The following is a 20415-nucleotide window of genomic DNA, read 5'->3' as shown; positions in this document are numbered from 1 at the left end:
GCCGGCGCAGAGCCTCCAGCATCTCAGATCCATCTCTGCATCACCAACCAATGGGTGGTGATGAGCTGGCTCAAAGCGATTCTGAGCCCAGCTCCACCAGCAGGGCGGGGTCGATGTTCCCACCACTGACGACCGCCACGGTGGCCGGCCGGCCCTCCAGACAGTCCAGCGCGGCGTAGGCCAGCGCTCCCGCGCCTTCCGCCACCACCTTGCCGTGCGACGCCAGCCGCCACACCGCCCGTCTGAGAGCCGGCTCCGGCACAGTGACCCAGGAATCCACGCACGCTGCTAAGCGCGGCCGGAGCCGGGGATCGTAGGGCGCGGTGGTGCCGTCGGCGATCGTCTCCGGCGTCAGCGCCCGATCGAGCGGTTCGCCCCTCATGATGCGCGGCCACATCGCGTAGCCGCTGGATATTGCGCCGACCATTTCGACCTCCGGCCGGATCTGCCTGACCGCCTCCGCCACTCCCACCATCAGCCCGCCTCCCCCGACCGGCACCACCACCCGGCGCACCTCCGGCAAGTCGGCCAGGATCTCCAGACCGATGCCTCCATGACCTGCCTGCACCAGATCGTCGGCGAACGGATGGATGAACCACTCCGGCTCCCCCTCCCAGCCGCGGCGATTCATCCACGCCAGCAGCTCGGCTCGCGGCAGCAGTGTCACCCGGGCCCCGAGGGCTCGGACGCCCTCGATCTTGGCCTTGGGCGCCGTGTCGAAGCTGAAGACGCGGCAGGGCACCTCGAGCGCTTGGGCGGCGTAGGCGCAGGCAAGGGCCGCGTTGCCGGCGCTGACGGTGAGGAGGCCGCGCCCGCGTTCGTTGGGGGACATGGCCAGCGCCGCTGCCACGAAACCGCGCACCTTGAAGCTGCCGGTGGGCTGCAACGACTCGAGCTTCAGCCAGCGCCCCGCATCGATCGGCAGCAGCGGCGTTCGTCGCACGTAGGGCTGCGCCGCTGCCACCGCCCTCCTGATGGTTGGGAGATCATTCACGCGCCAGCACCTCTTCCGCCGCCCGGCTGAGCTCGGCGCGCGCCGAGGGGTCCTTCGCGAAGATGCGGAAGATCGCCATGCGGACAGGCAGGCGCCGGAATAGGTCGAGAACCCGCGACTGCTCGAAGGTCCCCTGGAGAGCGTCATAAAAGATGATGCCCTCCCCTTCTGGAATGGGACTGAAGGCTCGGGATGCCTGCGCCGCAACGTCAACCTCGAACTCGAGCTGCCGCAGCGCGGGGGGCAGACGCTCTCTGATCCGATCGGCGAACTCGGACCTGCCCATTTCCAGGGCAGCCTCCGGCATCTCGCGCGCCTCCAGATAGCTGGAATAGACCAGCTGCCAGTTGAGCTTTCGCGCCACGATATCGGCCCAGGCTCGGCCCAGCTCTCGCCGGCGGAGGCTCGGCGCGCCGTGGCCCCAGCGCTCCACCTCGCTCAAGAGCGCCCACTCGTTGAGTCGCTGATAGCTGGCGAGGTCGTCCAGCGGATTGCCAGCCAGAAGCTCGTCCATCGTCGGAGCGAAGATGTCGCGCAGCTGCAGATCGATGCGGCGCACAGTGCGGTGGAAGTACACCTGGTGATACAAGTACAGCCGCGAGGTGAGGAACATGAAGAGCGCCTCGGCAGCATGGTTGTGCAGCGTCAGCCCGTGCTGTGAGATGAACGAGTAGTGAATGATCCGCGCCACGTCCACAGCGCCGCTGGGGACCCCGCAGACGTAGGCGTCGCGGGGCACGTAGTCCATGTTGTCGGCAGAAAAGGAGCCGACCAGGACCGGCTTCAGGGCGCTCACCCATTCCGGTGGCTCGAAGCCGGGCAGTTCAGGGGCTGAGATGAGCTCTGCGATCCAGCGTGGATCGATCCGCTCACCAGGCGCAAAGTCCGCCTCCGGCGAAGCCCGCACCTGGTCGATCAGCGGCGCCAGGTCGCCGGTGATGAGATGGCGGCCGACGCTCTCGTGGTTCAGATCCCAGCGGGAGAGATAGGTCTCGTCGAAGAAGTGGCCGAAGGGGCCGTGGCCCACATCGTGGAGCAGGCCGGCCAGCCGCAGAGTCTCGCTGACCATTGCCGCTGAAGGAGTGTCGGGATGCTGCTCGACGAGCGATGGATGGAGGTGTCGAGCCCATTCGCCGGCCAGGTGCATGGCGCCGAGCGAATGCTGAAAACGCGAATGTTCGGCGGTGGGGAATACCCACCAGGCGCTCTGCAGCTGATGGATCCGGCGCAGCCGCTGCAGCCAGGGGTGGTCGATCAGCTCCTGCTCGGAGGTTCCCGGCACAGCGCCGGGTTTGGTCACCTGGACATAGCGATAGATGGGGTCGCTGGAGAGGTTGACTCGGCTGTATTCCTCGAGGGCGCCGGGCACTGTGCCGATTCTAGGTGTCAGCCTGCCCCGTTCGCCCTCCGCCAGAGCGATCGGGAAGACACCGTTCAGTGTCGAAGAACCAGAACCGGGCGAAACTGCTGGCGAGGCATGACTCGGAGAAGTGCAAGCGAGACTAACGGCGCTTCTCGCGGCGTGGGGGCTGAGCGGAGGATGATCGAGCGCGGCGTGGAGCTCTTCAACGCCGGGCGGTTCTGGGAGGCGCATGAAGCCTGGGAGGAGGGCTGGTTGCCGGATCGCCACGGTCCTGAGCGGGGCTTCTACAAGGGCATGATCCAGATCGCCGCCGGCTGCTTGCACTACGGGCGTCGCAACCGGCGCGGGGCTCAAAACAAGTGGACCTCTGGCCGCCAATACCTGGTGCCATACCTCCCCGAACATCGAGGGTTGGAGCTGGCGGGGCTCGTGGCAGACGTTGACAGGCTTTTGGCCGCACTCGACGAACCTGACTGGCCGGAGGATCTGGTCATGCCCCAGATCCAGCGGCGATGAGGCTGCAGCTCCTCCCCAAGATGGCCAGGCGCCACTGGTTGGCGCTAGTCTGGCCTCTCCTGGTCGCCATCGCGACTCAGCGCTACGAGCGGGATCTTGCGGGAAGTCCTCTGCTGGTACTCGGCGAAGCCAGGGCGCGCGGCGATGAGCTTTTCCCAGAGGCGCTGGTGCTCGTCGCCCGTCAGCAGTTCCGCTCTCACCGGCAACTCTTCAGTACCGACCTCCACCAGCGCCCGCCCCTTGGCCATCAGGTTGTGAAACCACGCGGGATGGTTGTCGGCGCCGGCGGCCGAGCCGATTACGATCATCCGCTCTCCGTCCGCCATGTACATGAGCGGCGTCGTGCGCGGTTCTCCGCTCTTCTTCCCGGCCGTCTTGAGTAGGAGCAGGGTCGCGCCCTGGAAGTTGCCGCCGACCTGGCCCGCGTTGGCTCGGAACTCATCGATGACCGACTGGTTGAAGTTGTTTGCCATTTGGCTGAGTCTGACAGCGGTGGTCGCTAGGCATAAGGCGGGAAGCGGCGTCCGGCGGCTTTCTCGATCAGCCCGCCATACCCCAGCTGGGCGAAGTCGAGCTCGTCGATGCTGCCGTAGGCGAATACGAACGGCAGGACCAGATCCAGCGAGGTGTCCTTGCCAAAGCCTGCGCAGGAGGCCACCCCGAGAACCGTCGCCTCCTGCAGCCGGCCCACCCAGAGCATGCTGCCGGGGTGGGCCGGAGCACCCTGGCGGATCAAATGACCACCCGCGGCCCGAAGCTCGCTGTAGGCGGGGTCGAGCGGGTCGATCGAAGAGGCGCCCGCAAACACTATGAGCTCTGCGCCTGTCCTCCCAGCTTCGTCATATGCCGCGCGCACAGCCGCCTGGTCGCGGGCCACCTCGCGCAGGCCGATCAGATCGGCCCCGAACCAGCCCAGCTTGCGGGAGACGGCGGCGAAGAAGAGCTCGCGCGCCTTCGGCTTGAGTCGCTCAGTCACTACTACCAATGTCCGCAGACGCCTGAAGGACAGCAGGCGGACCACCCCCTGGTCGCCGGCTTGGGCCGCCAGCTGCTCGGCCTCGACCACCAGCCGGGCGCTGACCGCAACCGGGGTGACCTTGGCTCCGGCCACGTCCTCGCCCGCCTCCACCGCCTGGCCGTCGACCAGCGTGAAGATGCTCACGGCCGATAGCCGGTTGAGCCTCACGACGGCCTCACGGTCCACCCGCAGCAGTCCCCGGCTCTCAGCCACCAGGCGAGCCTGACTCTGCACCGGGCCCTCCAGCCGCAGGCCGGGCCCCGCAACCGCGCACGCCAGCCGCCGCCCGGCCTCGTCCTCGTGCAGGTCATCCGGCTCGAGTTCGACCACGTGCACTTCGGGGAAGTGGCGCAGAGCGGGAACGTGCTCGGCTCCGAGCCGCGTGCCCTTGCGCAGTCCGGGTCCGAGATCGTGGCTCAGGATTTGACCGGTCACGGCACTCTCGCTGATCGCCTCGCCTTTGAGGCGCAGCACCTTCATCCGGTCTGCCGGAGACCGCTCATGTACTGCGCAGCCACGTCGATGACGGCTGGAACGCCGCTCTCCCGCAAGCTGGCGACCGCCCGCTCCAAGTCGTAGTCCACGCGCCGGTGGTGCAGCGGCCCTCTCCGACCAGCAGGTAGGAGGCGCGCGGATCACCGTCGTCCGGCAGGCCCACGCTGCCCGTGTTGGCTACCGTGAGCTTCCCGATCTGCCTGACATAGCCGCGGTGGATGTGGCAGTACACCGCCACCGCGGCGCCGAGCGGGCCATAGATCGCCTCCAATTCGGCATCGTCGGCCTCGGGCCAGACTATGCGGTAGAGGTCGTCGGGCGTCGCGTGAACCAGGGCGATCCGATCCGCCTGACGCCAGCCCAGGGGCAAGCGGCCCAGCCAAGCCAAGCGCTCCTCGCCCAACCGCTCGGCGGCCCAGCTGACCGCCGGCTCGTCAAGCCGTCGCGCCACCGCCTCGTCGGTGTTGCCGAGCACGCCCGGCCAACCAAGCTCGCGGATGCGATCGAGGCACTCGCTCGGTTGGGGTCCGTTGAAGACCAGCTCGCCGCCGTGCACCACCAGGTCCGGCTGGACGCGTTCTAAGTCGGCGATCACCGCCTCCAGGGCCGTCAGGTTCCCGTGCACATCGGCTACCAGGGCGACTTTCATGGCTGGACTGTACTCGTGAGCCTGCCCGGTCCAGGGGCAGGGCTGAGCCCGGCGATCAGCAGGCCTTCGCGGCGGAGATGACCGCCTGCAGCGCGGCGACGTGGCGCTCGAGCGCGGCGCGGCCGGCGGCCGTCGGCGCGTAGAACGTGGTGCGTCGGCGGCCGCGCCAAGAGTGGGTGGGCTCGACGTACCCGGCCTCGACCAGGACCTTCAGGTGCATGCCGAGATTGCCGTCGGTCAGCTCCAGCAAGCGGCGCAGCCCCGTGAAGCTGAGCGAGCCGCCCGCGGGCAGGCCCTGCAGCGCCGCCTGCAGGCGCAGCCGGACGCCGTCCACCAGCACTGGGTCGAAGGGCGAGCGGAGGAGTTCCGCAACCGCTGCCAGCTCGGTGTCGGGCCTCACGCCGGGTGTAGCAACCTCGACGAGCCGAGGATCGCCATCGCACCGCCGCCGACGAGGCCGAAACAAAGCAGGGACCAGCCACCGGCAAGCACGTGAATGGCGGCGGCGCCGGCCACGATCGTCAAGCCCACCGCGCCCAGCGCCCGATCGGAGACCGTGACCGCGAAGAGGAGCAGCGCCACGCCCCAGAGCGCGCCCAGGAGGAGCAGTAGCGTCGGCAGCGGGGTCGGCTGGACGATCAGGCCGAGCAGCGGCATGACGCCGATCAAGACCCACCAACCGCGACGGAACTGGGCCTCCCAGCCGCTTAGCAGCTCGCCCGGGGCGCCCAGGCGGGTCAGCGTCACCGCGCCGACCCCAAGCACCGCGAAGGCGCCGAGACCGACCGGCTGCGGTAGCAGCTGTACAGCCGCGTAGCCGAACACCCAGGCGACGCCCCAGGCGACAAGGGACACCCGGGTGAACTTGGTTGCGGCGAGGCGCCGGGTTCGGGCGGGCAGCCGGCCGACTTCGGCCAGCAGGCCCGCGGCCTCGGCAGGGGACGGTTCAGCCCGACTTCGTTCGGAACCAGCCATCTGGCCACTCTAGATGGCTCGAAACTCTACAGTGCAGAGTATTGTAGGCAGGCAGACTCGCCGTCCTCCAACTCGCGGATTTCGGCGTGCGGCAGTCCTCGATTTCGTAACCAGCCAAGGAGGCGTCAGATGTCTCAGCCTGCGGCCGCCTACCGCGACCGGAAGCTCCCCGCCCGCATCGCCTGGCGGAACGCGATAGGGGTTGTCCTGCTACTCGGGGGAGTGCTCGGTCTCGGCTGTTTCGGCTGGCTGGCGCAGCTGATCGCCAAGTACTTCCGGCACGACCTGCTGTTCGGCTCCTTTCTGCTCGACCTCGGCTTCGCGGTGGGGGTCGCGATAGTGGTCGGTGCCATCGCCTGGTGGCAGCGGGCGCACGGCGAGACGATCCGAGATCTGGGCTGGGCCCAGCCCACCAGGAGGGTCGCGGTCGCGGTCGCCACGGTGTTTGGGCTGCTCTGGGTCGCCTTGAGCTACGCCCGTGGTGGGAACCCGCTGGCGCTGAGCTGGGAGCGCCCGGCGATGGCGCTGATCGGGATCTGGCTGGCGTTTGGGGAGGAGCTCGCAGTCCGCGGCTTCCTGATGGAGAACCTTCGCCGGGGTGGGGTGCCAGCCTGGCTGCAGGTCGTCGTCAGCGCCCTCGTGATGGGCTTCTACCACGGCATCATCGGCTTCACCTATTCGGTGCAGTACGCGATCACCTCGGCCGTGCTGTTCGGAATCGTCTCCCTGATCTTCCTGCTCGGCCGGCGGAGCCTCACGCCTGGCCTGATCTCGCACGCAATGGCTCACGTATTCGGCGATCCGACGCTCACGGAGGGCATCCTCCGCGGCGTGCTGGCGGCGGGCTGAACTGAGCCAGCGGGCTGTAAGCACTCCAGCCCCGCCGTCTTGTCGAGCCCGAGGTCGTGTCACGCGATCACACAGCCGGCCAAGGGGGCGTCAGCTTGACCAGCGAACACATGTTCGCTAGGATGACTCTCGCAGCACCGCCATGCCCAACGTCCCAGCTTTCGACCCCAGCGCATTCTCTGGCGAGGTCACCCTCGACCACAGCATCCCTGCCCGTGCCGCGGAATTTGCGCCTCTGCCGGTTGACCTAGACTCCAGTCTTCGCGAGGCCCTCGGGCGGCGCGGCATCGCGCAGCTGTACTCCCACCAGGCAGACGCTTACCGACACGTTCGAGCCGGCCGCCACCTCGTGGTCGTGACGCCGACGGCCAGCGGTAAGACGCTGTGCTACAACCTGCCGGTCCTGCAGCGCATCTTGGAGCTGCCGGCGGCGCGAGCGCTCTACCTCTTCCCGACCAAGGCGCTGGCTCAGGATCAGCTGGCGGAGCTGGGTCAGCTCACCGCAGGGCTACCGATTGAGATCAAGGTCGATGTTTACGACGGCGACACCCCCGCCGGCCAGCGCACAGCCATCCGCGACGGCGGCCACATAGTTCTGACCAACCCGGAGATGCTTCACACCGGGATCCTGCCTCACCACACGCGCTGGCGGCGGCTCTTTTCCAGCCTGGAGTACGTCGTCATCGACGAGCTGCACACTTACCGCGGGCTGTTCGGCAGCCAGGTCGCGAACGTGATCCGCCGGCTGAAGCGGATCTGCCGGTTCTACGGCGCCTCGCCCCAGTTCGTCTGCGCCTCCGCCACCATCGCCAACCCTGGCGAGCTGGCGGGAAGGCTGCTGGAGGAAGAGAACCTGGCGCTGGTGGCGCGGAGCGGCGCTCCCCAGGGTGAGCGGCGCCTGCTCTTCTACAACCCGCCGCTCACCAACCGGGCGCTCGGCGTCAGGCGGAGCTCTCTGCTGGAAGGGCGGCGGATCGCCGCCGCTTGGATCCGGCGGCAAGTGCAGACGATAGTCTTCTGCCGTTCGCGACTGCAGGTGGAGGTCATGACCAGCTACCTGCAGGAGGCGCTGCTCCCGCGAACCGATGCCAAGCGGCGCGTCCGCGGCTACCGCTCGGGCTATCTGCCGCTCCGCCGGCGGGAGATCGAGGCGGGGCTGCGGTCGGGTGAGGTGTGGGGAGTGGTCAGCACCAACGCGCTGGAGCTCGGGATCGACATCGGCTCGCTGCAAGCGGCGGTGATAGTGGGCTACCCGGGCACCATCGCCTCCACCTGGCAGCAGCTGGGCAGGGCCGGGCGCCGGACTGGCGGGGTCGCCGTCTTCGTGGCTTCCAGCGCGCCGCTTGACCAGTTCATGGTGCGTCACCCGGAGTACTTCCTAGAAGCAGCTCCGGAGGAGGGGCTGATCGACCCCGACAACCCGCTCGTGCTGGCCGGTCATCTCCAGGCGGGATTGTTTGAACTGCCCTTCTCAGAGGGGGAAAAGCTGGGCAGCGGCGAGGTGGGAGAGATGCTCGATCTGTTCCAGGAGGACGGTGTGGTCAGCCGATCCGGCGGCCGCTGGTTCTGGTCTGCTGGCGCCTTTCCGGCGGAGGGCATCTCGCTCCGCCGGCTGGCGGCGGACAACGTGGTGATCGTCGACTGTTCGCAGGCCCGGCCGCAGGTGATCGGCGAGATGGACCAGTTCAGCGCCCAGGTCATGCTCCACGAAGAGGCGATCTACCTGCAGGAGGGCGCTCAGTACCACGTCGACCGGCTCGACTGGGATGAGAAGAAAGCCTATCTGCGGCCGGTCGAGGTGGACTACTACACCGACGCCCTGCTGGCGGTCAGCGTCAACGTGCTGGATTGCTTCGAGAGCGACTCGCTGGCGCCCCTGGACCGCAGTCACGGGGAGGTGAAGCTCACAGCGCTGGCCACGCTTTTCAAGAAGATCCGTTTCCACACCCACGAGAACATCGGCTCAGGTCCGATCCGCCTGCCTGAACAAACGCTGCACACCACCGCCTATTGGACCTCGCTCGAACCTGAGCACTGGCTTCGGCTCGGCCGAGAACGGCTCGAGGCCGGGCTGCAGGGGATGGCCCACGCCATGCGCACTGTGGCCGCCGTCCGGCTCATGTGCGATCCGCGTGACCTGGGCTCCACGGCCGAGGTCAAGGCGATCTCAACGCTGCGTCCAACCGTCACCATCTACGAGGTCTATCCGGGCGGGGTGGGCTATGCCAAGCGCCTCTTCGAGCTGCATGAGCAGTTGCTGGCGGACGCGGCGCAGCTGGTCCGGGAATGCCCCTGTCCGCACGGCTGTCCCTCCTGCATAGGGCCGCTCTGGCAGGTGGAGGGCGCCAAGCAAGCGTGCCTACAACTGCTCTCCGCGAACGTCTCGCTGGTCTCCTAGGCCCGGCGGGCGGCCGCTCGGCAGCGGTCCGGCCGGCGACCGAGCGAGCGCGGCCGCCGGTGCAGCGGCTGTCGCCCCGCGGCTTCGAGCCGGTGGATACGCCGTACGGCGTGGCCTGGCGGTACCTGGACGTGCTGCCGGTGGGCCGCTTCGTGGGAGTTGTGCCGCCAGTGCCACACGCGTACCTGGACACGGAGACGACGGGCCTGGCCGGTGGCACCGGGACGCAGGTGTTTGCCGCCGCCGTCTGCCGGCCGACGGCGGCCGGCTTGGAGCTGTGCCAGCTGTTCCTCTCAGAGCCCGCCGCCGAGGCGGCCTTTCTCCATCTCCTGCAGCAGGAGCTGCATCGCTCAGTCGCTGTCGCGACCTACAACGGCAGCCGCTTTGATCTGCCCCTGGTCCGCACACGTTGGGTGATGGCTCGCCTGCCGGGAGAACTGGAGCACCCCGAGCACCTTGACCTGCTCACGCTCACCCGCGCACTGCTGAAGCCCCGGCTCGAGAGCTGCACCCTGCGTGCGGTGGAGGAGCGCTGGCTCGGCTATGAGCGGGAGGACGACCTGCCCGGTGCGCTGGTGCCGGAGGTGTACTTCGAGTACCTCCGCCATGGCTTCAGCCCGAGTCTGGAAGCGGCGCTCGAGCATAACCGCCTGGATGTATTGAGCCTGTACCACCTGCACGGCCGGCTGCTGCGGCGGCTGGCCGGCGCCGATCCTCATATGGAGGCTGCCGACTGGCTGGCGCTGGGCCGCCACCTGAACCGCGCTGGCCGCCGGGCTGATGGCTGGCGCGCGCTCCGCCGGGCGGCGGAGATGGCGCAAGGCCCTCCCTCAGCCGTTGCTGGAGCGCTTCTGGCGCGTAAGTTGGCGAGGCGCGGTGAAGCCGATGCCGCCGAACGCCTGCTGGCCCGGCTCAGCGAGCAGCTGCCCTGCGAACCAGCCCTTGCGATCGTGCGAGCGCAGCTTCTGGAGTGGCGGCTCCGCCGCTTGGAGGGGGCCCGCGAGGTGGTGGTGCAGGCGCTCTTGCAGCAAGGCGCGGCCAGTCTCCACCGCCACGGCCTGGAACGGCGCCTGAGCCGGTTGGAGCGGCGGCTGCAACGGGGCGCCGCGGGTGGGCTCCGGAGTCGCCGGACGGCTTCCCCGGCCGGGCCGGCGGCCGGCGATAGACTCACCGGCTTGTGAGAGTCCTCGTTACCGGCGGCGCCGGCTTCATAGGCTCCCATGTCAGCGACGCCCTGATCGAGCGCGGTGACGAAGTGATGGTCATCGACGATCTCTCAGGCGCCGGCCGCGAATACCTGAACCCGAAGGCCGACTTCCTGCAGTTGGACATCCGGTCGGGGGACGTGGCAGAGCTGATCCGGCAACGGCGGCCGGACGCCATCTCCCACCATGCCGCCCAGATGAGCGTCAGCCGTTCGGTCCGGGAACCGCTTTTCGATGAGGACGTGAACGTCAAGGGCTCGCTCAACCTGCTGGAAGCAGCGCGGCAAGTGGGTGCGCGCTTCATCTTCGCCTCGACCGGGGGCGCACTCTACGGGGAGACGGGCAACCGGCCCACGCCGGAGAGTTATCCCGCCTGGCCGGTGTCTCCCTATGGCGTCAGCAAGCTGGCGTTCGAGCATTACCTGCACTGCTACCGGGTGGAGCACCAGCTCAGCTTTGCCGCGCTTCGCTACGCCAACGTCTACGGGCCCCGCCAGAATCCGCACGGCGAGGCCGGCGTGGTAGCGATCTTCTGCCTCAAGCTGCTGGCCGGCCAAGAGGCGGTGATCAACGGTGACGGGCTGTACTACCGCGACTACGTTCACGTGGACGATGTGGTGACTGCGAACCTGATGGCGCTGGACAGCGAGGTGGTGGGCCACTTTAATGTGGGCACCGGCCAGGAAGCCTCGGTGAATGAGGTATTCGAGGCGCTAGTCAGCGAGCTGAAGGTTGACGCCCAGGCAAAGCACGGGCCGGCCCGCTCCGGCGACCTTCGCGCCGCCTCACTCGACTCGAGCCTGATTCGCGAAAAGCTGGGTTGGCGGCCCCGCGTCGCCCTGGAGGAGGGGCTGTCGGCCACTGCGCGCTGGTTCCGAGAGCGCCAGCAGCAAAGCTGAGCTGGCCGGCGGCTGGACGGCTCCCCGGCGCGTTGCCGCCGAGTTTAGGCTCCGCTGAAGTCGAGGGTAGCGTGGGCCGATCAAGCTGTTCACAATCGGCCACTCGACACGGTCCCTGGACGAGTTCGTCCGTCTGCTGCACCTAAATCGAGTTGAGCTGTTGGCCGACGTGCGCACCGCGCCCGGATCTCGCCGGCTGCCACATTTCGCCAAGGCTGCCCTGGCTGCTGAGCTGCCACCGATAGGGGTCCAATATGTCCACTTGCCCGAGCTAGGCGGGCTTCGGAGGGCCAATGGGGACTCGATCAATACCGGCTGGCGCAACGCGAGTTTTCGCAGCTTTGCCGACTACATGCAGACAGAGGCTTTCGAAGCGGGACTGGAGCGGCTGCCACCGCTCACTCATCGCCGACGCGCTGACCGCAAGAGGAGTCGACGTCTTGCAGATCATCGGAGCGGGACGGCCGTGGCTCCATTCGCTGACGCCCTTTGCGAGGGTCAAGGCAGGGCGTATCTGCTATCCCCCGGCCAACACGAGGTGACCAGCTGATCAAGATTGCCCTCGAAGCCTCTCCCTACTACCAGGTTCGCCACAATGTCCAATTACGTCCATTCGCTGCTGGCGGCCGGCACCTCCGGCCGGCCGCTGCCGGCCAGAGGCCGCACCTCGTAGCCCAGCGGTCCCAGCGCCTCGTTCAGCCACTGCAGAGCCATGATCTCGGTGCTCGCCCACACTTCAGGCTGCGCGTTTGGAGCCGCGGTGTCGATGACCACTCTGCCCACCACCCTGAGCAGCGTTCGGGCGAACGGCGCCGCCTGCGCCACCGAGCAGCTGAACTCATCCACCTGGCGCGAAAGCTGGAAGCAGGCAAGGTTCACCTGCTCGGCCGGGGAACGGGCGTCAGCCGAGCTCATCGCTCTTCACCAAATGGGCGCCGGCTGCCACCAGCTCCGCCAGCGCGCGCTCCCCGTCTCCCGGCTTCACGTCGACCGCGCCCACCGCGTCCTCCAGCACCCCGACCTGGAAGCCTTCGCGCCGAGCATCCAGGACTGACGCCCTGACGCAGTAGTCGGTGGCCAATCCGCCCACCAGCAGCCTGTGCACCTGGCGCTCCCTCAGCCAGCCGGCCAAGCCGGTTCCGTCGAACGCCGAGTAAGCCTCGACCTCCGGCTCGGTGCCCTTCGAAACCACATGGTCGATGGCACTGATATCGAGCGCTGGATGAAAGTCCGCTCCTGGTGTGTCCGCCTGGCAGTGGACAGGCCACATGCCGCCTCGTTCGGAGAAGGAGCAGTGGTCTAGCGGGTGCCAGTCCCGGCTCGCCACCACGAGCGGCACTTGTCGGCTGGCGTGGTTCAAGGCGGGAAAAATGCGGTCCGCCTCGGGCACGGGGAGGGCGCCGCCCGGGCAGAAGTCAACCTGCGGATCCACTATCAGGAGGGCGTCGAAGGAAGGTGGAGCATTCGACATCGAGAGTATTATTCGCCTCCTGATGGACCTCACACAGCCTGTGCTGCTGACCGCCGAAGGGTTGGAGAAACTGAAGCAAGAGCTCGAGCAAGCGCGGCTGCGCCGGATCGAGTCGGCCGACCGCATGAAGGAGGCCGCCCAGCCCGGCGACATCGAGGACAACCCTGAATACGAGCAGGCCAAAGAAGAGGTGCAGCGGATCGACGATCGCATCTACGAGCTGAACGAGATGATCGGCCGGGCCCAGATCATCCGCGAGCGCCACTCCAGCACTGTGGATGCGGGCTCCACCATCGAACTCGAGGACGACCAAGGCGAGAAGGTGGTCTATCACCTGGTGGGAGCTGTCGAAGCAGATCCGGGCGCCGGCCGGATCTCGTTGGAATCGCCCCTTGGGCGAGCCCTTTTGGGAAGGAAGAAGGGCGACCGGGTCTCGGTCGCCGCTCCGGCCGGCACACTCGAGATGAGGATCCTCGCAGTCAACTGAAGCGCGGATACGCTGACAGCCCGGGCCGCAGCCAGAGCCGCGGCGATTATGCTTCCCGCGTGAACGCTCAGCGGGTCGCTGACCGCACCACCGTCGGCGTGTTCCTCCGCCAGGCGGAACGCCTGGGCAGCCGCACCCTCTTCAACTATCACAACGGCGGTCAGTGGCGTGAGATCAGCTGGGCGGAGAGCCGCGAGCTGGTTCTGCGCTTGGCGGACCGGCTGATCCGAGAGGGCATTGCTCCCGGCGACCGCATTGCCATCATGGCGCCCAACTGTCTTGACTGGCTCATCGCCGACTTGGGCATCCAGGCCGCCGGCGGGGTGACTGTGCCGATCTATCCCAACAGCCCAGCCAGGATGACTGCCCAGATCATTGCCAATTCGGAGGCGCGGCTCGCTTTCGTCGCCGACGACCACCTGGCGGCCATGGTCGCGCCCTGCCGGGCCGTGAGGTTCAACCTTGACTTCCGCACCTGGCTGCAGGGCGGCATCCAGGAGGAGTCGGCCCTAGCCCGGCGCTTGGAGGCGCTCGATCCCCAAGCTCTCTGCACCATCTGCTACACGTCCGGCACCACCGGAGAGCCCAAGGGCGTGATGCTGGCTCACCGCTGCGTGGTCGATCAGTCCCGCTGCAACCTGGCCGAAGGTGGCTTCCGGCTCCGGGCGGACGACGAGTCTCTCAGCTTTCTGCCCTACGCCCATGTGTTCGGTCGCATCAACGACTTCTACGTGAACCTCACAGCGGGGGGCACGCTCTGGCTATCTCGCGGCCTGGAACACCTGAGCCAGGACATTCAGACGGCGAGGCCGACGGTGATGGTCTCGGTGCCTCGGCTCTATGAGAAGATGCAGCAGCGGGTGTTCCAGACTGTGGCTGAGTCGAGCCCGCGCCGGCAGCAGCTCTTTCATTGGGCGCTGGAGCAGGGCCGGCGCCGGCTTCGCGGCGAGCCGGCTCCACTGCTGCCCCTGGCCGACCGTTTGGTGCTGCGTCCGCTGAGGGCGCGGCTGACAGGTGGACGGCTGCGCTTCTTCGTCAGCGGAGGGGCGCCTCTCAGCCACGATGTCGAGGAGTTTTTCTGGGCGATCGGCATAGTGATCCTGAACGGCTGGGGTATGTCGGAGACCGCCAGCGGGGTGGTCTCCAACACCGAGGACCGCCACCGATTTGAGACGGTGGGGCACGCGCTGCCGGCGGTCAGACTCCAGCTCGGCGAGGACGGCGAGATCCTCGCCCACGCGCCCGGCAACATGCTCGGCTACTACCGCAATCCCGGCGCCACCGCCGAGACACTGGTGGACGGTTGGGTCAAGACGGGGGACATCGGCGAGCTCAGCCAGGATGGCTTCCTCAAGCTCACCGACCGCAAGAAGGATCTGATCAAGACCGCCGGCGGCAAGTTTGTGGTGCCCCAGCCGCTGGAGACCGGTCTCTGCGCCAACGCGGTGATCGACCGCGCGGTGGTGATAGGTGACGAGCGGCCCTACGTGGTGGCGCTGATCGTGCCTGACTGGGCCGAGCTGCGCCGGCGGACTGGGCTCAGCGGCGAGCCGGAATCACTGGTTCAAGATGAGCAGGCGCGGGCAGAGGTACAGCGCTGTATCGACGAGCTCAACAGTGACCTCGGCCGCTGGGAAACTATCAAGTACTTCACGCTGCTGGCTGACGACTTCAGCGAGGCCGCCGGCGAGCTCACGCCCACCCTGAAGGTGAAGCGCCGCGTGGTCCAGGAACGTTATGCGCAGGAGATCGAGGCCATGTACGCGGAGAAGGGGGTGGGCGTTACAGTCCACTGATGCCCGAGCCTGTCGATCTCTCGCCGCTGCACGCCGCCCTCGACGGTCTTCGCCGGCAGCTCTGTCACTGCGGCTTCCGCGATGAATGCCTCGGCTGCAAGGGCGTGGAGATGCTTCGGGCACAGGCGGAGGCGGTGGCCTCGGCCGCCAGCCAGCCAGTGCTCCTCCAGGTGGCTCAGGAGGCCGCCATGAAGGACATGGCCAGCCGCTTCCAGGGCATGGCCGAGCGCCTCTTGAACGACCCCGAGCTGCGCCAGGCGGCGGAAGCCATGCAGGAGAAGGTCATGTCCGATCCCGAAACGCGGCAGCTGCTGGAAGAGCTGATGAAGCGCATCCAACCGCCCGACGAATTGGGCCCGCGCTAAAGTCCTTGACCTTCGCCGGTTACATCTGCCGAACCTGCGGTGTTCAGTTCGCGGAATCCGCCGAGCCACCTGAGGAGTGTCCTGTCTGCCTGGACGAGCGCCAGTACGTCGGCACCGACGGCCAGCTCTGGACCACCCCCGACGAGCTCCGGCAGCAGCATCAGGCGGACATCCGGGAGGAGGAACCGGGACTGACCGGCATCGGCATGAAACCGAGTTTCGCGATCGGCCAGCGGGCGTTGCTGCTGGAGACGCCAGACGGCAACGTGCTCTGGGACTGCATTCCACTCCTGGCGGAGGAGATGGTGAGCTTCGTGCGCAGTCGAGGCGGTCTCGCCGCCATCGCCATCTCCCATCCCCATTACTACGCCTCGCTGGTCGAGTGGGGCAGCACCTTCGACGCGCGGGTCTATCTGCACCAGGCGGACAGCCGCTGGGTGATGCGGCAGGACCCCTGTGTTCACTTCTGGAGCGGTGAGGAGTGTGAACTGCTCCCGGACGTGAAGCTGCTCAGACTGGGCGGTCACTTCGCGGGGGGCACTGTCTTGCACTGGCGCGGCGGGGAGAAGGCGGGCACGCTGCTCAGCGGGGACGTCGTCCAGGTCGTCGCCGACCGCCGCTGGCTGAGCTTCATGCGCAGCTATCCCAACTACATCCCTGTTTCGGACGCTGAGGTGCAGGCGATCAGGAATCGACTCGAACCCCTCAAGTTCGATCGCATCTACGGGGCCTGGTACGACCGGGTGGTGGCAAGCGAGGGCAAGGAAGCTGTCCGCCGCTCGGCTGAGCGCTACTTGGCCGCTCTCCGAGGCATCCACGCCGGCGACTGAAGACTGCGGGCCAAAGCGCCTGGAAGCCGCACCGGCCAGGTCGACCCCGGCCGGTCGTCGACCAGAACGTTTTTACGCGGGCTTTGAGAACGAAGGTGTCGACGCCTTGGCCCAGCTCATCGACATTCGGCGGCCTGAACCAGCGGCGCGCTGCACCTAGACTCGCCGGATGGAAGCACCCTACGAGCGGCCGCCTCGGGCCCAGGCAGGTTGGGCGCAAAGGCATGCAGTCGAGCTCTATGTCCGCACCTACACGACCATGCTCCAGAGCTCGGGCGAGATCAGGATCGACTCCCTCGAGCAAGCCCACCTCGCCATGCGCTCGGCCCTTCATCCCCTCGCGGCCGAGAGGGAGATGGACATGGGCGCCTTTCTTTACGCCATCCGGCGGCTCCCAGCCGCGCTCGCCCGGTCACGGCGAGTGGTGCTGGGCCAGAGCCGCCAGGGTTTTGAGAAGACGCTGGGACTCGACATCTCGGACTGGCAGCGGGTGCAGGCGCCGGCCCGGCGGCGCTCCTGGTACTACAACGGCGGGGACACGCTGGCCGTGCTGCTGGCGTCGCCCTCCGACGTCGACGACCTGGTGCCGGTGCTGGTCGCGTTCCAAATCGAATGGAACAAGCTGCACCACCTGCTCTCGGCGGAGGGAGTCGATGTTGCCGCGGCGCGCGACGCGGCAGACGTCCCCGCCGAAGATTGGTCGCGCTTGCTGGAGGCCTGGTCGGACGACGTTGAAACGAACCTAGCCCGGGTGGTGGCGGAGGAGTGCCACATCATCCTCCGGCTGATTGGCGGCTCGCACATCGGCTACGCCCGCACAGCTGCCCGCTGGTGGCAGCCGGTCCGGGTGGAGATGAGCGAGCTGGACGTCGCGGAAGCGCCCGTCTACTTCGTCTCCTCGAATGTGCACAGCCTCGTCAACGTCCTGAGCGGCGTGGCTTTTCAGCTGGAGCCTGAGATAACCGAGCACGCCCGAAGGGTGAGCCCCGGTCTGACCGCGGAGCTGGACAAGCTCGAGAGCGGCCGCGTGTTCGCCTCCCGCGCCAACTGGCTGTACTTCGCCGCCCGCGACCTTTTCGACTGTCATCCCCACGCGGCCTACTTCCGGCGCCGCCGAATCGAGCTGGAGGCCGAGGTGGGCATCCGGCACGTCGCCGCTGAGGCGACGGGCATAGATTCAGCCGTCCAGATAGTCAGGCTTGCTTCGCTCAAGGCAGATCGGCTGGATCCCCGCGTGGGCCGGATCGACGCTGAGCGGTTGCGCCAGAGCCGGGCGGCGATAGTCAACATCGACTATCCGCTGGGACTGGCGGCGTACCACCTGCTGCGTCAGGTGGCTGAATCGATGCCCTGGCTGCTGGGTGTGTACGTGATGGGCAAGGCGGCCACGCTCAACGCCGACGTGGGCGACATCTTGATCCCGAATGCCGTTCACAACGAGCATTCCGGCAACACCTACTGGCTTGACAACTGCTTCACCGCCGCCGACGTGCAGCCGCACCTCGTCTTCGGTTCGGTGCTGGACAACCAGCGTGCGGTGACCGTGCGCGGCACCTTCCTGCAGAATCTCGACTACCTCGAGTTCTACTACCGGGGCCGCTACACAGTGGTCGAGATGGAAGCCGGGCCCTATCTGGATGCCTGCTACGAGGTAACAATGCCCGGCCGGCACCCGCTGCAGGAGCAGGTCAACATGTCCCAGCCCGGCTTCGACCTGGGCATAGTTCATTACGCGTCTGACACGCCGTACACGCAGGCGCGGACGCTGGGGGCGCGCGGCCTCAGCTACCACGGCATGGACGCCACCTATGCGGCGGCGATCGCAGTGACTCGCCGCATCCTGGCCCAGGAGGGCGCGCTGCTGACCGGCTAGGGAAGGCCTAGCGAAGGCTGCCAACCCGTCCGAACGCTGGGGACAAGTTGGTTGACATTAACCCAGTGTTAAGAACTGGCGCGCTCGAACTTCCAAATCGGGATACTTAGGCCACTGTGAAACTGAGCTTGGTGCCGCGCGAGCGGCGCTTTTACGATCTGTTCAAGCAGCAGGGGCAGCTGGTCAGCGAGACGCTGACCGAACTCTCGAAGAGCCTCTTGGAGGGCCGGTCCCGGCATCCCCGGTTGCGTGACCTGGAGCACCGCTGCGACGACGTCACGCACGAGATCTACGAGCTGGTGAACCGCACCTTCGTGGCTCCCATGGAAAGTGAGGACATCCTGCTTCTCGCCTCCACCGTTGACGATGTCGTGGACCTGGCTGAGGAGGTTGGCGACAAGATGGAGCTCTACCGGGTGACCGAGGTCACCGAGCCAGCCAAGGCTTTTGGTGAATGCCTGGCCGAGGCCGGCATCGAGCTGGCCCGCGCGCTGGAGGATCTGGAGAGCTTCAACGAACTCGAGGCGCGACGGCTGGAGATCCACAGGCTGGAGAACGAGGGCGATCGCATCAGTCGGGAGGCTCTGGGCGCCATGTTCGAAGGCAACGGCCTTTCCGCCGCCCATCTGATCAAGTGGAAGGACCTCTACGACCTGCTGGAAGAGACCATGGACACCTGCGAACACGTGGCCAACGTGCTGGAGACGATCTCCATCAAGAATGCCTGACGTCCTGCTCGTCGTCACCATCCTGGTGGCGCTGGGCTTCGACTTCACCAACGGCTTTCACGACACCGCCAATGCGATCGCAACCTCGGTCTCGACGCGAGCGCTAACCCCGCGGCTGGCCGTCCTGCTGTCAGCGACTTTCAACCTGATCGGCGCCCTGGTGACGGTTCTGGTCTTCGGCGGCGCCGTGAGCAACACCATCGCCAAGCTGCTCCTGCAGCCAACCCTGATGGTCATCCTGGCGGGGCTGCTGGGCGCCATCGTGTGGAATCTCGTCACCTGGTATCTGGGCCTCCCCAGCAGCTCGACCCACGCCTTTGTCGGTGCCTTGCTGGGCGCGGGCGTGGCTGCTGGCGGCAGCTTCGCGGCGGTCCGCTGGTCAGAGATGGGGAAGGTACTGACCTGGCTGGTGCTCTCGCCTCCGATCGGGTTCCTGGTAGCTGCGCTGCTGATGGTGGGCGTTTACTGGCTCTTCCGGCATGCGCGACCGGTGCGCGCCAACCGCTACTTCCGCTACGGCCAGGTGGTAACCGCGGCCTTTGTCTCCTACTCCCACGGCGGCAACGACGCCCAGAAGTCCATGGCCGCGATGGGCATGGCGCTGCTGGCCACCGGCCACCTGCACAAATTCACGATCCCGGCCTGGGTGGTCCTGCTGGCGGCTGCGGCGATTGGCTTCGGCACCTATGCGGGCGGCTGGCGGATCATCCGGACGCTGGGCTGGCGGATCTACAAGCTGGAGCCGGCCACCGGGATGGGCGCCCAACTCTCGGGCGCCGGCACCATCCTGCTGGCCACCGTCTTCGGCGCTCCGGTCAGCACCACACATGTGGTGACAGGTTCAGTGATGGGAGCGGGCGCGCCCCGGCGCTTGACGGCGGCCGGCTGGGGCGTGGGGGCGAACATCGTGGCCGCCTGGCTGCTCACCATTCCCGCCTCCGCCACTATCGGCTGGGTCTTCTACGCCATCCTCCACACAGCCGGCGTATAGCTCCAAGGGAGCTACGTGCTCGATATGACCGGTCCGGCGGCCGCCAGCCTCGTGACCCTCTAGCCATGAAGGTTGGCGACCTCGATCAGGTTGCCGTCTGGGTCCCTGAAGTACACCGATGTAAGGTGCCCGGTGGCTCCCTCCCGCTCCACCGGCCCCAACTCGACGGCGACGCCGTGGTGGCGCAGGTGGTCAAGGACTGCGGGCAGTTCCGTGGAGGTGAGGAAGCAGAGATCGCCGGCTCCCGGTGCGGGGCAGCGGGCCTTGGGCTCGAACTCGTGGCCCGCCTGGTGGAGGTTAATCTTCTGGGTGCCGAAGTGGAGCGCCGTACGGCCGTCCGCGCCTCGAACCACCTGCAGACCCAGCACCCGTTCGTAGAAGGCGCAGGTCGCCTCCACATCTGCCACAGTGAATACCACGTGGTCGAGGGCGTCGATCTGCACTCCGGCCACGGTACCTTGCGCTTTGGACCCGCGGACTCAGGTCACTGTCAGGAGGCAAGGTCTATGTCGA

Annotated in this window: 23 protein-coding genes; 13 read left to right on the top strand and 10 right to left on the bottom strand. The window is 67.2% G+C overall.

Translation table 11 applies throughout. The features are described 5' to 3' along the window. Positions 1 to 70: 70 nt before the first annotated feature. A complete protein-coding gene (locus ACR2MZ_RS01875; RefSeq protein WP_434003379.1) occupies positions 71 to 994 on the bottom strand; it encodes a pyridoxal-phosphate dependent enzyme in 924 nt (307 codons plus the stop codon). Next, positions 987 to 2363 (bottom strand): HD domain-containing protein, encoded by a 1377-nt coding sequence (locus ACR2MZ_RS01870; RefSeq protein WP_434003378.1) that lies wholly within the window; start codon positions 2361 to 2363, stop codon positions 987 to 989. Before ACR2MZ_RS01870 ends, ACR2MZ_RS01875 begins: the two co-directional genes overlap by 8 nt. Before the next feature lie 171 nt (positions 2364 to 2534). On the opposite strand from ACR2MZ_RS01870, the gene ACR2MZ_RS01865 reads away from it, so the two are divergent. After that, positions 2535 to 2873 carry a DUF309 domain-containing protein gene (locus ACR2MZ_RS01865; protein WP_434003377.1) on the top strand — a complete coding sequence of 113 codons (339 nt, stop codon included), beginning with the start codon at positions 2535 to 2537 and terminating at the stop codon, positions 2871 to 2873. 44 nt (positions 2874 to 2917) lie between these two features. On the opposite strand, the gene ACR2MZ_RS01860 is transcribed toward ACR2MZ_RS01865, so the two are convergent. From ACR2MZ_RS01860 to ACR2MZ_RS01840, 5 genes are read right to left on the bottom strand one after another with little or no spacing between them, the layout of a single operon-like run. Continuing rightward, complete coding sequence (locus ACR2MZ_RS01860; protein WP_434003376.1) at positions 2918 to 3346, bottom strand: nitroreductase family deazaflavin-dependent oxidoreductase; 429 nt, start codon at positions 3344 to 3346, stop codon at positions 2918 to 2920. Between the two features lie 26 nt (positions 3347 to 3372). After that, positions 3373 to 4371, bottom strand: a complete 999-nt coding sequence (locus ACR2MZ_RS01855) for a molybdopterin-binding domain-containing protein (protein WP_434003375.1) — start codon at positions 4369 to 4371, stop codon at positions 3373 to 3375. Positions 4372 to 4390: 19 nt separating this feature from the next. Beyond that, a complete protein-coding gene (locus ACR2MZ_RS01850) occupies positions 4391 to 5035 on the bottom strand; it encodes a metallophosphoesterase family protein (RefSeq protein ID WP_434003374.1) in 645 nt (214 codons plus the stop codon). Between the two features lie 55 nt (positions 5036 to 5090). After that, positions 5091 to 5435: a transcriptional regulator gene (locus tag ACR2MZ_RS01845; protein ID WP_434003373.1), complete on the bottom strand. Its 345-nt coding sequence runs from the start codon at positions 5433 to 5435 to the stop codon at positions 5091 to 5093. After that, positions 5432 to 6010, bottom strand: a complete 579-nt coding sequence (locus ACR2MZ_RS01840; RefSeq protein WP_434003372.1) for a hypothetical protein — start codon at positions 6008 to 6010, stop codon at positions 5432 to 5434. The genes ACR2MZ_RS01845 and ACR2MZ_RS01840 overlap by 4 nt, the downstream gene beginning before the upstream one ends. A gap of 129 nt (positions 6011 to 6139) precedes the next feature. Between ACR2MZ_RS01840 and ACR2MZ_RS01835 the strand changes: the two genes are divergently transcribed. The 5 genes from ACR2MZ_RS01835 (at position 6140) to ACR2MZ_RS01815 (ending at position 11911) form a co-directional block, all read left to right on the top strand. After that, a complete protein-coding gene (locus tag ACR2MZ_RS01835) occupies positions 6140 to 6859 on the top strand; it encodes a CPBP family intramembrane glutamic endopeptidase (protein ID WP_434003371.1) in 720 nt (239 codons plus the stop codon). A 142-nt stretch (positions 6860 to 7001) separates the two neighbouring features. Continuing rightward, positions 7002 to 9257, top strand: a complete 2256-nt coding sequence (locus tag ACR2MZ_RS01830; protein WP_434003370.1) for a DEAD/DEAH box helicase — start codon at positions 7002 to 7004, stop codon at positions 9255 to 9257. Next, positions 9215 to 10438: a ribonuclease H-like domain-containing protein gene (locus ACR2MZ_RS01825; RefSeq protein WP_434003369.1), complete on the top strand. Its 1224-nt coding sequence runs from the start codon at positions 9215 to 9217 to the stop codon at positions 10436 to 10438. The genes ACR2MZ_RS01830 and ACR2MZ_RS01825 overlap by 43 nt, the downstream gene beginning before the upstream one ends. Continuing rightward, entirely contained in the window at positions 10435 to 11361 is a 927-nt protein-coding gene (locus tag ACR2MZ_RS01820) for an NAD-dependent epimerase/dehydratase family protein (RefSeq protein ID WP_434003368.1), read from the top strand. The genes ACR2MZ_RS01825 and ACR2MZ_RS01820 overlap by 4 nt, the downstream gene beginning before the upstream one ends. Before the next feature lie 169 nt (positions 11362 to 11530). Further along, positions 11531 to 11911 carry a DUF488 domain-containing protein gene (locus ACR2MZ_RS01815; RefSeq protein ID WP_434003393.1) on the top strand — a complete coding sequence of 127 codons (381 nt, stop codon included), beginning with the start codon at positions 11531 to 11533 and terminating at the stop codon, positions 11909 to 11911. A 53-nt stretch (positions 11912 to 11964) separates the two neighbouring features. Here the strand turns inward: ACR2MZ_RS01815 and ACR2MZ_RS01810 are convergent, their stop codons facing one another. Beyond that, the gene (locus ACR2MZ_RS01810) at positions 11965 to 12276 is read right to left on the bottom strand and encodes a hypothetical protein (RefSeq protein WP_434003367.1); all 312 of its coding nucleotides are present in this window, start codon (positions 12274 to 12276) and stop codon (positions 11965 to 11967) included. Continuing rightward, positions 12263 to 12832 carry a nicotinamidase gene (locus tag ACR2MZ_RS01805; RefSeq protein WP_434003366.1) on the bottom strand — a complete coding sequence of 190 codons (570 nt, stop codon included), beginning with the start codon at positions 12830 to 12832 and terminating at the stop codon, positions 12263 to 12265. The genes ACR2MZ_RS01810 and ACR2MZ_RS01805 overlap by 14 nt, the downstream gene beginning before the upstream one ends. 22 nt (positions 12833 to 12854) lie before the next feature. On the opposite strand from ACR2MZ_RS01805, the gene ACR2MZ_RS01800 reads away from it, so the two are divergent. The 7 genes from ACR2MZ_RS01800 (at position 12855) to ACR2MZ_RS01770 (ending at position 19902) form a co-directional block, all read left to right on the top strand. Continuing rightward, positions 12855 to 13319 (top strand): GreA/GreB family elongation factor, encoded by a 465-nt coding sequence (locus ACR2MZ_RS01800; RefSeq protein WP_434003365.1) that lies wholly within the window; start codon positions 12855 to 12857, stop codon positions 13317 to 13319. 59 nt (positions 13320 to 13378) lie between these two features. Continuing rightward, positions 13379 to 15115, top strand: a complete 1737-nt coding sequence (locus ACR2MZ_RS01795; RefSeq protein ID WP_434003364.1) for an AMP-dependent synthetase/ligase — start codon at positions 13379 to 13381, stop codon at positions 15113 to 15115. Then, entirely contained in the window at positions 15115 to 15480 is a 366-nt protein-coding gene (locus ACR2MZ_RS01790; protein WP_434003363.1) for a hypothetical protein, read from the top strand. Before ACR2MZ_RS01795 ends, ACR2MZ_RS01790 begins: the two co-directional genes overlap by 1 nt. A 5-nt stretch (positions 15481 to 15485) precedes the next feature. Then, positions 15486 to 16310 carry an MBL fold metallo-hydrolase gene (locus tag ACR2MZ_RS01785; protein WP_434003362.1) on the top strand — a complete coding sequence of 275 codons (825 nt, stop codon included), beginning with the start codon at positions 15486 to 15488 and terminating at the stop codon, positions 16308 to 16310. A 169-nt stretch (positions 16311 to 16479) separates the two neighbouring features. Further along, positions 16480 to 18183, top strand: coding sequence for a DUF6909 family protein (locus ACR2MZ_RS01780; protein ID WP_434003361.1), 1704 nt, complete (start codon positions 16480 to 16482; stop codon positions 18181 to 18183). Between the two features lie 116 nt (positions 18184 to 18299). Further along, positions 18300 to 18911, top strand: coding sequence for a DUF47 domain-containing protein (locus ACR2MZ_RS01775; RefSeq protein ID WP_434003360.1), 612 nt, complete (start codon positions 18300 to 18302; stop codon positions 18909 to 18911). Next, complete coding sequence (locus tag ACR2MZ_RS01770) at positions 18904 to 19902, top strand: inorganic phosphate transporter (RefSeq protein WP_434003359.1); 999 nt, start codon at positions 18904 to 18906, stop codon at positions 19900 to 19902. Before ACR2MZ_RS01775 ends, ACR2MZ_RS01770 begins: the two co-directional genes overlap by 8 nt. Before the next feature lie 59 nt (positions 19903 to 19961). Here the strand turns inward: ACR2MZ_RS01770 and ACR2MZ_RS01765 are convergent, their stop codons facing one another. After that, positions 19962 to 20345 (bottom strand): VOC family protein, encoded by a 384-nt coding sequence (locus ACR2MZ_RS01765; protein WP_434003392.1) that lies wholly within the window; start codon positions 20343 to 20345, stop codon positions 19962 to 19964. Between the last annotated feature and the right edge of the window lie 70 nt (positions 20346 to 20415).

It is taken from the genome of Candidatus Dormiibacter sp., from assembly GCF_050999135.1.
In the GTDB taxonomy this organism is placed as follows: domain Bacteria; phylum Chloroflexota; class Dormibacteria; order Dormibacterales; family Dormibacteraceae; genus Dormiibacter; species Dormiibacter spiritus.
Note: the sequence above shows the minus strand (reverse complement) of the source record. Positions and strands in the feature narration are given on the sequence as shown.